The sequence below is a fragment of the Rhodococcus sp. R1101 genome, assembly GCF_000278445.1.
GTDB classification, from domain to species: domain Bacteria; phylum Actinomycetota; class Actinomycetes; order Mycobacteriales; family Mycobacteriaceae; genus Rhodococcus; species Rhodococcus gordoniae.
On sequence record NZ_AJVB01000012.1, the window covers coordinates 1 to 12,579 of the forward strand.

The following is a 12,579-nucleotide window of genomic DNA, read 5'->3' on the forward strand; positions in this document are numbered from 1 at the left end:
CACGTTCTCTTCATCGTGAAAGGGAGATCCGAGAAGTGGATCCGAGCCGAATACGTGCCCTGCAGATCGGCCGCTGGCGTCTCAAATACAGACTCGCGGCCGTGCTGTCGATTCCCCTCGTCGTCGCTGTCGCTCTCGGTGCCGTACGCGTCACGACTCAGCTCGACGAAGCGCAGCGGTCGGCCGCATTGTCCGAACAGACCGTTGTCGCCCCGGCACTGCTCGACTTCTCCACCGCTCTGATCAGCGTCGCTACCGCCACGAGCCTCGGATTCACCCCCAAGAACGCAACTTCGGACGATGTGACGCAGTCCATGGCCACGCTCAGGGAACTCGCCGCAGGAGCCGATCTCAACTCCGATGTCGCCGTAGAACTCGATGCGCTGCTCGCCGACGGCGACCAGCTCTACGCCGCGGTCATGAACTCCTCCCTCGGCGTCGACGAGCTCGGTCGCCGGACCACCGACTTCCTGGTGCGGTGCAAGAATCTCTTCCGGGACCTGTTCGACCTGTTCGAGAACCACGACGCTCTCGTCGACGCCACGAACCTGCTCCTGATGTGGGACGCGCAGCTCAACCTCCTCGACCAGATGGAGTCCTTCCGGCTGCTGTCCACCAACCCCGAGGCCGCCCGGCTCCTGGCGACCAACGCCATGAACACCGAGGAGTCGACGCTGCGACTCCTTCGGGGATCGGGGCTCGATACCGGGCAGATCGACGGGATGCTCGGCGATATCGAAGCGCGCCGTAGGCTGATCGAGAACTTCACGCCGAGCAGGCAATTCGGGGAAGACCTCCGCAACGCCATGATTTCGGCGTCCCAGCCTTATGCGGACGGGATCGACAGCGCCAGCGCGCGCATCATCGGGACGCTCGAAGAACTGGCGGACGAGACACGTACCGCGGCCACCCGCGACGCGCTCCTCGTCACGGCAGCACTCGTACTCGCCCTGCTCCTCGCGATAGCAGTCATCCGTTCCCTGTCGGTGCCCCTGGGACGTCTGCGAGACAACACTCTCGCAGCGGCGAACACCGAGCTTCCCGCCGCCATCGCGGCGGTCAAGGACGGGGCCGACATCGACACCGTCCGTCTCGCTCCCGTCGGCACCGATACGGACGAGGAGATCGGCGAACTCTCCCGAGCGGTGGATTCGATGAACACGCAGGCGCTGCGTCTCGCCGGCGAGCAGGCCCACCTGAGGAAACAGGTGAACGTGATGCTCGAGACGCTGGCACGCCGCAACAAGACCCTCGTCGAACAGCAACTCTCGCTGATCGAATCTCTCGAATACGAGGAGAAGGATCCCGCCCGGTTGCAGAGCATGTTCGCTCTCGATCATCTGGCGACGCGCATGCGGCGTACCGGCGAATCCCTGTTGGTTCTCGCGGGCACGCGCCCGCGTACTCGCAGCGGGCCCGCACCGCTCGGCGACGTGCTCCGCGGTGCGGTGTCCCAGGTGGAGAACTACCAGCGGGTGCAGATCGGGAACACCCCGCACGGATATCTCGTCGGTAAGGCGGTGAACGACGTGGTGCATCTGGTGGCCGAACTCGTCGACAACGCGCTGCGGGCTTCCCCGCCCACCACTCCCGTCAGGTTCGAGTTCTCCTCCGCCGTGGAGGGTGGCCTGCTTCTCGATATCGCCGATCGCGGAATCGGTATTCCCCGAGATGCCATGGAGGAGATCAATATCCGTCTCGCGGCGGGTGATAATGCCGATGTCGACGCCCCGCGTCAACTGGGATTGTTCGTGATCGGGCGTCTGGCGGCCCGCAACGGCATGAGCGTGCGTCTGAGGCCGACCTTCGACACCGAGACGAACGCCGGTGTCACGGCGTCGGTCTACTTCCCGGCCACCCTCCTCAGCGAGGTGCACACGGTCCAGCCCACCGTGATGACGGAACGCCCCCGCCGGCTCAGGACCGAGGAACTTCCGTCCTTGGTGCCGTCGACGACGCCCGCCGGAGGTATTGCCCACGGAAAGCATCGTGGTTGACGTGTGACCGGAAGTGATGCCACCGCCGTCTCGACGGCGGTGGCATCACTCGTACCGCAGGTGTTCCGGTCTGCCGGTGGTCTCGGCCGGCCACCGAACCGTGCTCGCGCGGTACCTCCGGCTCACATCCCCCCGACGGACCCGTCGGGAAGATGCACTGCGGACCCGGTGGGCCGCGGCCACGGATGCCCTGTCAAGCGTTCGATGTCGTTGTTGAAGCGTTCGAGCCACCGTGCGAAGGTGGCGACCTCGTCCTCGGACCAGTCGGTCAGCACGCGCTCGAGCGCGGCGACTCCGTGGGCGCGCTCGGCGGCGAGCTTTTCCTCGCCCGAGGAGGTGATCCGGAATTTGCGGGCCATCCCGCCCTCCGGGTCGGGGATACGTTCGACCAGCCCGGCGGCGGTCATCGCCGAGGTCTGCCGGTTGAGTGTCGAACTGTCCAGATCGAGTGCGTCGCTGAGTTGGCCGATCGACATCGGGCCCTGCATGCTGATGCGGCTGAGAACCGTATAGGCGCTGCGGTCGAGCGAATGCCTGCCGCGTTTGCGGCTGTTGATGTTCGCCAGGTGCCGGCCGAGCAGCATCGCTTCGAACTCGATCAAGTGGGTCGGCTTGGTCATCGAAAGTCTTTCGTGAAGAACGTCACCCGAGTAGGTCGCCACGTTGCGGCGTCATCAGTATGTACTGTACACATCGAATGCATGATGCGTCGAATATGCATCATGCATATTTCTTTTCTTTCAGGAGTTCTATGACAGACATATCCGAAAATACCCCGGTCCGTTCCGGGGCTCTCGTCGGTGTCCTCGCCTTCACCGGCATCATCGCGGCGCTCATGCAGACCCTGGTCGTGCCCTTGATCGTGGACCTGCCGACCATGGTGAACACCTCTGCCGCGAACGCGTCATGGGTGATCACCGTGACCTTGCTCGCCGGTGCCGTGGCGACTCCGGTCACCGGACGACTGGGCGACATGTACGGCAAACGCCGCATGATGCTCGTCTGCCTCGTGCCGGTGATCGCCGGTTCGATCGTGTGTGCGCTCTCGTCCACACTCGTGCCGATGGTGATCGGTCGCGGTCTGCAGGGAATCGGCGTAGGTCTGATCCCGTTGGGAATCAGCCTCCTTCGGGACGTACTGCCGTACGACCGTCTGCATTCGGCCGTGGCACTGATGAGTGCGTCCATGGGCGTCGGCGGCGCTCTCGGACTGCCTGCATCTGCCGCCGTTGCACAGTACGTGCATTGGCGGTTCCTGTTCTGGGGCGTGGCGGTGCTCGGTGCGGTGGCGCTGGGTGCGTTGTGGTGGGTTCTCCGCGATGTTCCCGTCCTGCAGTCCGGCGGACGCTTCGACGCGGTGGGAGCGGTCGGTCTGAGTGCGGCCCTCGTCTGTCTGTTGCTGGCGATCTCCAAGGGCGCCGACTGGGGCTGGTCGAGCACCCTCACGATCGGTTTCCTCGCCGCTGCCGTCCTGCTGCTCGTGGTGTGGGGATGGTGGGAGCTGCGGGTCCGCGATCCGTTGGTGGATCTGCGCGTCACCGCCCGCCGGCCCGTGCTGCTCACCAACAGTGCTTCGATCGTGGTGGGTTTCGCGATGTACGCCCAGTCGCTGATTCTCCCGCAGATCCTGCAGCTGCCGGAAGAGACCGGTCACGGACTGGGCCAGTCCATGATCATGATGGGTCTGTGCATGGCACCGGGTGGTCTGATGATGATGGCGGTCTCTCCCATCGGAGGAAAGCTCTCGGCTCACCGCGGTCCGAAGACCACGCTGCTGGTGGGCTGCCTGATCATCGCTCTGGGGTACACGGCGGGGCTGCTGTTGATGGGATCGGTCCTGGGCCTGGCGGTCGTCGCCGCGATCTGCAGCACGGGAGTCGGGTTCGCATACGGTGCGATGCCCGCCCTGATCATGGGGGAGGTCCCTGCCACGGAGACGGCATCCGCCAACAGCGTGAACAGTCTCATGCGGTCGGTCGGCACGTCCTCCGCTTCCGCCGTCATCGGTGTCGTCCTCGCGCAGATGAGCGTGCCGTTCGCCGGTCATACCATTCCCACGGAGTCCGGCTTCCGGGTCGTCCTGCTGACGGGCGCAGGCGTCGCGCTTCTCGCGGCCGTCCTCACCGTCGCCGTTCCGCAGTCGCGCCGGGCCCGTCTCGCGAAGGTCGACGCCGACGCGACGCCCTCCGTGAGGGTGTGACGACGACTTCCTCCGCCCGCCGGTAGCGGCGGACGGAGGAAGTATCGGCGGAGTTACCGCGCGTCGAGCCCGAACGCCCCGCGGTAGAACACCATCGGACTCTGGTCGCCGACGCACTCCAGTTCGGCGACACGTCCGATGACGACATCGTGGTCACCTGCCACGTGCACATCCTCGACCGAGGCGTGCACCCGCATGAGAACGCCGGGCAGCGACGGAGTGCCCCAGCGGGACAGATCCCAGTCGAGACCGTCGAACTTGAGGCCGCGGCCGGACCCGAAGCGAGCGCACAGATCGGTCTGGTTCTCGCCGAGGACGTTGACGGTGAACCAGCCGGTACGGCGCAACCGCGGCCATGCACGCCCACGGTGGTCGGCGCAGAACAGCACGAGGGGCGGCTCGAGCGAGACCGACGCGAACGACTGGCACGCGAAACCGGTGGGGCCGTCCTCGTCGAGACCGGTCACGACGGTGACTCCGCTGGCGAAACGTCCCATGGCACGTCGCATCTCGTCCGGGCCGGGAACGCCGAGTTCGAACGTCGCGTCCTGGGTCTGAATTCCGGTCTGCATGTGCCTCACTCCGATTCGCTCTGGTCGCGGCCTCCGGCGACGTCCTACGAATCGAGCGTATGGGTGACGCGCGACACCCCGGAACGGCTTCTCGCTGAGTGGACATCCGGTCGCCGCGCCGTGTGCACGGGACGTCTGGGCCCTTCCATCCCACCGTTCGGGACCGCGAAAGATCCGCAATGCGACAATCTGGCCGGTGATGCGGTGCGGAAACGACGGGCCGTGATCGTGGAGAGGGGAACCGGTGCCCAGAATCGGCAAGGCGCGCGACGGGGCGGAGCCGACCTCCGCCGAGCAGCGGCGACGGCAGGTGCGGATCCTGGAGGCCGCGGCACGGCTGGGCTGCGAGCACGAACTCGCTCGCGTCCAGATGACGGAGATCGCACGGAACGCCGGGGTGGCGATCGGCACGCTGTACAGGTATTTCCCATCGAAGACGCATCTGTTCGTGGCGTTGCTCCTCGATCGCCTCGAACTCGGCGCGGATCGGCTTCCCGCGCGGAAACCGGGGATGAACGCCCGGGATGCGATCACCGAGGTGCTGATCGAGATGACCCGGCGGTTCGTCGACCGGCCTCGCCTGGCGTCCGCGATGCTGTTGTCCAACAGCACCGCGCCGGCGAACGTGGTGCCCGACTCCGTGGAAGTGCGGCGGACGTTCCTCCGGATCCTGTTCGACAAGGCGGGACTCGACGACCCCACCGACGAGGATCGCGACACGCTGCGACTGTTGTCGATGTTGTGGTCCGGGCTGCTGGTGACATATCTCAACGGCGGAGCGACTCTCGCGGAGACCGAGGCGGATGTGCGAAGCAGTTGCGAGCTGCTGCTCGCCCATCTGGGGGATTAGGGAAGGGCTCCGGAAACGACACGAGTCCCGTTCCACCGTCGTGCGGGGAACGGGACTCGCGTGATCACGACCGGCCGGCTACCCGGCCGCCCCGATCGGGGGTGCGGTGTCGAGGGCGTCCCCGAGGGCCGCTGCGGTAGCTTCCGCTCCGCCGAAGGTGAACGCCAACTGCCGTCCCCACAGGAAGTAGCGGTGGATGGGGTAGTCGATGTCGGCGCCGATACCGCCGTGCAGGTGCTGGCCGGTCAGGCCGACTCGCACACCACCGCGCGATGCCCACCACTTGGCGACGAGCGCCGCGGACTCGGCTTCGTCCTCGCGCCCGACGTCGAGCAGCCATGCGGCCCGGCGCATCGTGAGCCGGATCGCTTCGGTGTCGAGGTAGGCATCGGCCGCGCGCAACGCAACGGCCTGATTCGTCGACAACGGCCGGCCGAACTGCACGCGCTCCGAGGTATACACCGCCGTGGCCCGAAGCGTTTCCTCGCATACCCCCAGCTGAACGGCAGCCAGAGCGATGCGGATGCGGCGCCGCGTCCAGGCCGCGATCTCCGCACCGTCGCCGGGCAGGACATCCTCGGCTCCGATGTGTACGTCCGTGAACTGCACGGCTGCCTCGGCGCCGCGGCCGGTCACGGCCGCCGGGACGGCCTCGACGCCGGGCGCATCCACCGGTGCGATCACCACGGCGACCGAATCGTCGTCGCACCGAACGGGTACGACGACGCCGGCGATGATGGGTGCCCACGGAACCGACGGGATCTGTCCGCTGATGACGAGGTCGTCACCCTTGCGGATCGCGGTCACGGTGGGGCTCGCCCCGGGAGTGTCGTCGAAGGCGCCGGTCAGTACGACGGAACCGTCGACGAGTCCCGGAAGGTAACGCCCCACCTGCGTTTCCGTGCCGAACTGCGCGAGCGGAAGAGCCGCGCCCGCCACGGTGGACCACACGGGGACGGGGGCGACGCGCCGGCCCTGCTGCTGCAGGATCGTCGTCAGTCCGAGCATGCCCATGCCGGCGCCACCCGAGGATTCGGGAAGAGCCAGTCCCAGAAGCCCGGAGTCGGCGAGTGCCTGCCACAGGGGAGCGTCGAAGCCGCCCTCCTTGCGCTCCACCTCGACCACACGCTCGACCTTGGCCAGGGAACCGAAGACCTGCGATGCCAGGTCCTCGACCGCGATCAGGTCGTCATCGAGCTCGAATTCCATGTCAGCTCCTCGTCTCGGCCGGCGTCTTCACGTCCGCCTGGGCCGTCCTGTCGGATTGCGAGCGGGTGGCCGCTGCATCGGGACGCCTGCGCGCGCCCAGGGTCATTCCGAGGTTCTTCGCGGCCACGATCTCGCGCATCACCTCGTTGCTGCCGCCGCCGAAGGTGTTGTTCTGGGCGCGTCGGCCCAGAGCTTCGACCCGGCCCTCGATCACCGCACCGGGGCTGCCGGGGCGCAGCAGTCCGCGGGCTCCGAGCACTTCCTGCAACATGCCGTAGGCCGCGACGACACCTTCGGTGCCGAAGACCTTCGCGGCAGCGGAATCACCACCGCTGAGGGTGTTGGCGGCGATGTCGGACACCAGGCGCAGGTTGACGAGATCGGTCGCCGACAGCAGTGCGTAGACCTCGGCGAGGGTCGAGCGGACCCACGGCACGTCGAACAGCACACCGGGACCGAAAGGTTCCTGCTTGGCCCACGCGAGGACCTCGTCGTACATCTCGTTGGCGATGCCGCCGCGGGCGGCGAGTGCCACACGCTCGTGGTTGAGCTGACTGGTGATCAGGGTCCAGCCCTGATTCAGCTCACCGACCACATTGCTCAGCGGGACGCGGATGTTCTCGTAGTAGGTCACCGCCGTGCTGATACCACCGACGGTCTGGATCTCGGTGGCCGAGAAGCCCGGCGAGGCGGTCGGCACGAGCACGACCGAAATGCCCTTGTGGCGGGGAGCGTCCGGATCGGTACGCACGGCCAGCCAGACCCAGTCGGCGAAGATCGCGGAACTCGTGTACAGCTTGTTGCCGTCGATGACGAGTTCGTCGCCCTCGACGCGCGCCCGCGTCTGGAGTGCGGCGAGGTCGGTGCCGGCGCCGGGCTCGGTGTAGCCGATCGCGAACTTCAGTTCACCGGTCAGGATCTTGGGGAGGAAGAAATCCTTCTGTTCCTGGGTGCCGTACTTCATCAGTGCGGGGGCGACGGTGTTGAGCGTCACCAGCGATACCGGTGCGCCGGCGCGGATCGTCTCGTCGTAGAAGACGTAGAGCGCTTCGGGGTCCTCGCCGCGTCCGCCGTACTCTTCCGGCCATCCCAGGCCGAGCCAGCCGTCGGCGCCCATCTGCCGGTAGATCTTGTCGAAGACCGGCCCGCCCTCGGTCTGGTCGACCAGGGCACGCCGATCCTCATCGTCGATGATGCGGGCGAAGTACTCTCGCAGTTCGGTGCGCAGCCGCCGTGACTTGTCGGACAGCTCGGGATGCATATGGTCTCCTGAGAAGTGTTCGGGGCCCGGGGTTACGGGCTTAACGGTCGGCCGAGAGGACGAGCGCGCTGTGCGGCACCGGCGATCCGCCCGTGACCAGCACGTTGTCGAGAGTCTTGGTGGGCTGGTTCACGGAGGTGCCGCGGATGAGCCGGACACCCTCGGCGATGCCGTTCACGCCGTGGATGTAGCCTTCGCCGAGCTGCCCGCCATGGGTGTTGATCGGCAGGCGGCCGTCGACCTCGAGGTTGCCTTCGGCGATGAAGTCCTTGGCCTCGCCGCGGCCGCAGAAGCCGTACTCCTCGAGTTGGAGCAGCACCATCGGGGTGAAGGCGTCGTACAGGATCGCGGCGTCGATACCTTCGGGACCGAAGCCGGCCTGTGCCCACATCTGCCGGGCGACGAGTTCGACCTCGGGCATCGCGTCGATGTCCTCGCGGTAGTAGCTGCTCATCGAGATCTGCTGAGGACCGACGCCCTGCGCCGCGGCGGTGATGATCGCCGGAGGATGCGGAAGATCTCGGGCGCGTTCGGCGCTCACGATGACCAGTGCCTGGCCGCCGTCGCTCTCCTGGCAGCAGTCCAGCAGGCGCAACGGGTCGGCGAGCATCCGGGAGTTCTGGTGATCGTCGAGGGTGATGGGCCGCTCGTAGAACCAGGCCTTGGGGTTGTTCGCCGCGTGCTTGCGCGAGAGCACCGAGATCTGCCCGAAGTCCGCACTGGTCGCCCCGTACTTGTGCATGTAGGTGCGTGCCAGGAAGGCTTCCTGCTGAGCGGGAGTGAGCAGACCGTACGGGTTGATCCAGTTCCGGTATTCCTGGTCGGTGTTCGAGTTGTACGCGAACGGCGGCGGACCGGCACCGAAACGGTGGCCCGAGCGCTCGTTGAACGCGCGATAGACGACCACGACATCGGCCACACCACTGGAAACGGCGAGTGCAGCCTGCTGCACGGGTGCGCAGGCGCCGCCACCGCCGTGCGGGATGCGGCTGAAGAACTTGAGTTCGGGGATGCCGAGCGCGCGGGCGACGGCGATCTCCGGGTTGGTCTCCATGGTGAACAGCGCGAAGCCGTCGACCTCTTCGACACCGATCTGTGCGTCCTCGAGAGCGGCGAGGACCGACTCGCACGCGAGTTGCCATTCACTGCGGCCGGAATTCTTGGAGAACTCCGTGGCTCCGATGCCGGCGATAGCAGCGGCTCCGGAGAAGCCCTTGACGGTCATCGTGTCTTCCTCTCGTAGGGCTCCACCACGACCTCGGCGGTGACGTGGACGCCTCTGCTGTTGCGGCCCTGCACCTTCAGGGTGACGGTCGCGCCCTCGACGGCGGTCACCTCACCGTTCATGTGCATGGGGTCGCCGGGGAAACAGGGCACGCCCAGACGCAGCGACGCACGGCGTACGCGCGCCGACGGTCCGGTCCAGTCGGTGACGTACCGGTCGACGAATCCGTTGGTGGCGTTGATGCTCATGAACACGTCCGGGGTACCGCGTCCGAGTGCGGCATCCGGATCGTGGTGCACGTCCTCGAAATCCTGTGATGCGATCGCGGTGGCCACGATGGTCGTGCGATCGATCGGCAGGACGAGTTCGGGAAGTTCCTGTCCGACAGTGCATTGGGCGAGGTTCATGCTTGTCCTCCGGGCTTGCGCAGCTGGGGCAGGATCTCACCGTGCGCGTGCTCGGAGAATCCCACCTCGAGTTCCATGCCGATCTCGAGCGTGTCGTGGTCGACACCCGCGATGTCGGCGACGATGCGGATGCCTTCCTCGAGGTCGATCAGTCCGACGGCGAGCGGGTACTCGAAGGCTGGATCCTGGGGGTGGTGGATGACGGTCCAGCTGTGGAGCGTTCCGCGACGCGAGGATTCGACCGTCTTCCATTCGAACGAACGGCAGGCGGGGCAGGCCGGGCCCGGCGGGTGGCGCAGAGTGTCGCACTCGTTGCACTGCTGGATCTCGAGTCGGCCCTCACGGACGGCGTCGAACCAGAACTGGTTGTCCTGGGTGATGGTGAGCCGGGGGACGGCGGTCATCGCGTCTCCTTGTCGGTGTTCGGATTGAACCGGAGCATCCGGAATCGTTCCTCGGCGACGAGTTCGCCGTTCTGGTCCTCGTAGCGCTTGTACAGGGTGAAGAATCGCCCGTCGCCGAGACCCGTTCGCTTGACTCCGGATACGGATTCGATCGTGTAGTGGGCGGTGATGTGGTCGCCCGGGACGATTTCGCGGTGGTAGTCCTGCTCGACGTTCGTCGCGACGACCGAGGTGAAGCCCTCGCGGTCCAGGTCGGCGAGCATCCGGGAGTACGCGAAGTCCTCCACGACGCCCTCGGTGCGCTTGCGCTGGACCTCGCGCCAGCGACGGTAGCCGGCCATGATCCAGGTCGAGATCATCGCGGGCGGGCAGACGATCGACTCGCGTCCGGTCTCGCGAGCGGCGTCGGCGTCGACGTAGATCGGATTGAAGTCGTCGTGGGCCTCGACCCAGTTCCGGATCATGGCGTCGTTGACGACGTATCGGGCCACACGGGGCGGTTCGGCCACCTGCCCGACGTATTTCTCGTAGTCCTGCTCGACGGTCTGCATGGCCCACTCACTCCTCTTCGGCACGCGCGTTCGTCGTCACGCTAAGGCGGGCCGACAAGCGCGATCCCCCCATTCCCACTGAGCAGGAGCGTGACGGCGGACACCGGAAGCCGGTACCGAACCAAGCGATTGCTTGGTAAGTTGTGGGCGTGGAACCCGCGCATCCTGCGGGGTGAACGACGTGGAGGCAGTGAATGGATCTGGGACTCGACGGCGCAGTCGTGCTCGTCACCGGAGGCATACGGGGAGTCGGCGCAGGTATCACCAAGGTGTTCCTCCGCGCCGGAGCGACCGTCGTGACATGTGCACGCAACGAACCCGAACACCCCGTCGAAGCGGACGGGCGGACCGCGGAATTCCTGCCGTGCGACGTCCGGGACGCCGATCAGGTGAAAGCCTTGATCGACAGCATCATCGACCGCCACGGCCGGCTCGACGCAGTGGTGAACAATGCCGGCGGCTCGCCCTATGCGCTGGCGGCCGACGCGAGTCCGAAGTTCCACGCCAAGATCGTGGAGCTGAACCTGCTGTCTCCGCTGCTGGTCGCGCAGGCCGCCAACGCGGTGATGCAGAAGCAGGACACGGGCGGATCGATCGTCAACATCTCGAGCGTGAGCGGATCGCGGCCGTCGCCCGGCACCGCGGCCTACGGCGCCGCCAAGGCGGGCGTCGACAGCCTCGGGCAGTCGCTCGCCGTCGAATGGGCCCCCAAGGTGCGGGTGAACTCGGTGGTCGTGGGCATGGTCGAAACCGAGCAGTCGCACCTGTTCTACGGAGACGACGAAGGCATCGCGGCGGTCGGCGCGACCGTCCCGCTGGGACGGTTGGCTCAGCCCGAGGACGTCGGCCACTGCGCCGCATTCCTGGCTTCCCCGCTGTCGGCCTACGTCAGCGGATCCACACTGACCGTCCACGGCGGCGGCGAAAGCCCTGCCTACCTGGCAGCGGCCCGAACGAAGGAGACGAAGTGAGTGGACTGATGGACGGGCGCGTCGTCATTGTGACCGGCGCCGGACGTGGCCTGGGTCGCGCCCACGCCCTCGCCTTCGCGGCAGAGGGCGCGAAGGTCGTGGTCAACGACATCGGTGTCGGGGGCGACGGATCGGCCACGGGGGAGAGCCCCGGTGAACTGGTCGTCGAGGAGATCCGCGCGGCCGGTGGCGAGGCCGTCGTCAACGGTGACGACGTCGCCGACTGGGCGGGCGCCGAGAACCTCGTGAAGACGGCCCTGGACAATTTCGGCCGCCTCGACGTGCTCGTCAACAATGCCGGCTTCCTGCGCGACCGCATGCTCGCCAACATGAGCGAAGAAGAATGGGACGCGGTCATCCGCGTGCACCTCAAGGGCCACTTCGCGCCGATGCGTCACGCGATGACCTACTGGCGTGCCGAATCCAAGGCCGGCAATCCCGTCGACGCCCGCATCATCAACACCAGTTCGGGCGCCGGTCTGATGGGCAGCATCGGTCAGGGCAACTACGCCGCGGCCAAGGCGGGCATCGCAACGCTCACGGTTCAGGCCGCCGCCGAATTCGGCCGTTACGGGGTGACCGTCAACGCGATCGCTCCGTCGGCGCGTACCCGGATGACCGTCGGCGCCGGTGGTGCGATGGCCGAGATGATGGCCGCGCCCGAGGAGGGTTTCGACGCGATGGCACCCGAGAACGTCTCGCCGCTCGTCGTGTGGCTCGGCAGCGCCGAATCGAAGGACGTGACGGGCCGGGTGTTCGAGGCCGAAGGGGGCAAGGTGTCGCTGGCCGACGGCTGGCGCCACGGCGAGGCGATCGACAAGGGCGATCGTTGGGATCCGAAGGAACTCGGACCCGTCGTCGAGAAGTTGATCGCATCGTCGCAGCCGCCGACGCCGGTCTACGGGGCCTGACGGTCCCCGTGCGCGTTTCCG

The 12,579-nt window shown here is 66.8% G+C and carries 13 protein-coding genes; 5 read left to right on the top strand and 8 right to left on the bottom strand.

The genetic code is table 11. The annotated features are described in order from the left end of the window. Positions 1 to 35 precede the first annotated feature (35 nt). Entirely contained in the window at positions 36 to 1,997 is a 1,962-nt protein-coding gene (locus R1101_RS0102245) for an ATP-binding protein (protein WP_016931866.1), read from the top strand. Positions 1,998 to 2,119: 122 nt separating this feature from the next. Here R1101_RS0102245 and R1101_RS25710 read toward each other — a convergent pair whose 3' ends face one another. Further along, complete coding sequence (locus tag R1101_RS25710) at positions 2,120 to 2,617, bottom strand: MarR family winged helix-turn-helix transcriptional regulator (RefSeq protein ID WP_051017440.1); 498 nt, start codon at positions 2,615 to 2,617, stop codon at positions 2,120 to 2,122. 131 nt (positions 2,618 to 2,748) lie between these two features. Between R1101_RS25710 and R1101_RS0102255 the strand changes: the two genes are divergently transcribed. After that, positions 2,749 to 4,197 carry an MFS transporter gene (locus R1101_RS0102255; protein ID WP_016931868.1) on the top strand — a complete coding sequence of 483 codons (1,449 nt, stop codon included), beginning with the start codon at positions 2,749 to 2,751 and terminating at the stop codon, positions 4,195 to 4,197. 53 nt (positions 4,198 to 4,250) lie between these two features. Here R1101_RS0102255 and R1101_RS0102260 read toward each other — a convergent pair whose 3' ends face one another. After that, positions 4,251 to 4,769 (bottom strand): flavin reductase family protein, encoded by a 519-nt coding sequence (locus R1101_RS0102260; protein ID WP_016931869.1) that lies wholly within the window; start codon positions 4,767 to 4,769, stop codon positions 4,251 to 4,253. 244 nt (positions 4,770 to 5,013) lie between these two features. Here R1101_RS0102260 and R1101_RS0102265 point away from each other — a divergent pair, with 244 nt between their 5' ends. Next, positions 5,014 to 5,619, top strand: a complete 606-nt coding sequence (locus tag R1101_RS0102265) for a TetR/AcrR family transcriptional regulator (RefSeq protein ID WP_016931870.1) — start codon at positions 5,014 to 5,016, stop codon at positions 5,617 to 5,619. Between the two features lie 78 nt (positions 5,620 to 5,697). Here the strand turns inward: R1101_RS0102265 and R1101_RS0102270 are convergent, their stop codons facing one another. The 6 genes from R1101_RS0102270 to R1101_RS0102295 are packed head-to-tail and all read right to left on the bottom strand — an operon-like array spanning position 5,698 to position 10,676. Further along, positions 5,698 to 6,828: an acyl-CoA dehydrogenase family protein gene (locus R1101_RS0102270; protein WP_016931871.1), complete on the bottom strand. Its 1,131-nt coding sequence runs from the start codon at positions 6,826 to 6,828 to the stop codon at positions 5,698 to 5,700. Between the two features lies 1 nt (position 6,829). Further along, positions 6,830 to 8,089 carry an acyl-CoA dehydrogenase family protein gene (locus R1101_RS0102275; RefSeq protein ID WP_016931872.1) on the bottom strand — a complete coding sequence of 420 codons (1,260 nt, stop codon included), beginning with the start codon at positions 8,087 to 8,089 and terminating at the stop codon, positions 6,830 to 6,832. A gap of 40 nt (positions 8,090 to 8,129) precedes the next feature. Continuing rightward, entirely contained in the window at positions 8,130 to 9,314 is a 1,185-nt protein-coding gene (locus R1101_RS0102280; protein WP_016931873.1) for a lipid-transfer protein, read from the bottom strand. Further along, a complete protein-coding gene (locus R1101_RS0102285) occupies positions 9,311 to 9,721 on the bottom strand; it encodes a MaoC/PaaZ C-terminal domain-containing protein (RefSeq protein ID WP_016931874.1) in 411 nt (136 codons plus the stop codon). Before R1101_RS0102285 ends, R1101_RS0102280 begins: the two co-directional genes overlap by 4 nt. After that, complete coding sequence (locus R1101_RS0102290) at positions 9,718 to 10,125, bottom strand: Zn-ribbon domain-containing OB-fold protein (RefSeq protein WP_016931875.1); 408 nt, start codon at positions 10,123 to 10,125, stop codon at positions 9,718 to 9,720. The genes R1101_RS0102285 and R1101_RS0102290 overlap by 4 nt, the downstream gene beginning before the upstream one ends. Further along, positions 10,122 to 10,676 carry an FAS1-like dehydratase domain-containing protein gene (locus R1101_RS0102295; RefSeq protein WP_016931876.1) on the bottom strand — a complete coding sequence of 185 codons (555 nt, stop codon included), beginning with the start codon at positions 10,674 to 10,676 and terminating at the stop codon, positions 10,122 to 10,124. The genes R1101_RS0102290 and R1101_RS0102295 overlap by 4 nt, the downstream gene beginning before the upstream one ends. A gap of 194 nt (positions 10,677 to 10,870) precedes the next feature. Here R1101_RS0102295 and R1101_RS0102300 point away from each other — a divergent pair, with 194 nt between their 5' ends. Next, the gene (locus R1101_RS0102300; RefSeq protein WP_016931877.1) at positions 10,871 to 11,647 is read left to right on the top strand and encodes an SDR family oxidoreductase; all 777 of its coding nucleotides are present in this window, start codon (positions 10,871 to 10,873) and stop codon (positions 11,645 to 11,647) included. Next, entirely contained in the window at positions 11,644 to 12,558 is a 915-nt protein-coding gene (locus R1101_RS0102305; protein ID WP_026002790.1) for an SDR family oxidoreductase, read from the top strand. The genes R1101_RS0102300 and R1101_RS0102305 overlap by 4 nt, the downstream gene beginning before the upstream one ends. The last annotated feature ends 21 nt before the right edge of the window (positions 12,559 to 12,579 follow it).

What these genes read in the sequence shown, in the direction of transcription:
- R1101_RS25710 (WP_051017440.1), bottom strand. Translation starts at nt 2,617, where the DNA reads ATGACCAAGCCGACCCACTTGATCGAGTTCGAAGCGATGCTGCTCGGC.
- R1101_RS0102255 (WP_016931868.1), top strand. Translation starts at nt 2,749, where the DNA reads ATGACAGACATATCCGAAAATACCCCGGTCCGTTCCGGGGCTCTCGTC.
- R1101_RS0102260 (WP_016931869.1), bottom strand. Translation starts at nt 4,769, where the DNA reads ATGCAGACCGGAATTCAGACCCAGGACGCGACGTTCGAACTCGGCGTT.
- R1101_RS0102270 (WP_016931871.1), bottom strand. Translation starts at nt 6,828, where the DNA reads ATGGAATTCGAGCTCGATGACGACCTGATCGCGGTCGAGGACCTGGCA.
- R1101_RS0102275 (WP_016931872.1), bottom strand. Translation starts at nt 8,089, where the DNA reads ATGCATCCCGAGCTGTCCGACAAGTCACGGCGGCTGCGCACCGAACTG.
- R1101_RS0102280 (WP_016931873.1), bottom strand. Translation starts at nt 9,314, where the DNA reads ATGACCGTCAAGGGCTTCTCCGGAGCCGCTGCTATCGCCGGCATCGGA.
- R1101_RS0102285 (WP_016931874.1), bottom strand. Translation starts at nt 9,721, where the DNA reads ATGAACCTCGCCCAATGCACTGTCGGACAGGAACTTCCCGAACTCGTC.
- R1101_RS0102290 (WP_016931875.1), bottom strand. Translation starts at nt 10,125, where the DNA reads ATGACCGCCGTCCCCCGGCTCACCATCACCCAGGACAACCAGTTCTGG.
- R1101_RS0102295 (WP_016931876.1), bottom strand. Translation starts at nt 10,676, where the DNA reads ATGCAGACCGTCGAGCAGGACTACGAGAAATACGTCGGGCAGGTGGCC.
- R1101_RS0102300 (WP_016931877.1), top strand. Translation starts at nt 10,871, where the DNA reads ATGGATCTGGGACTCGACGGCGCAGTCGTGCTCGTCACCGGAGGCATA.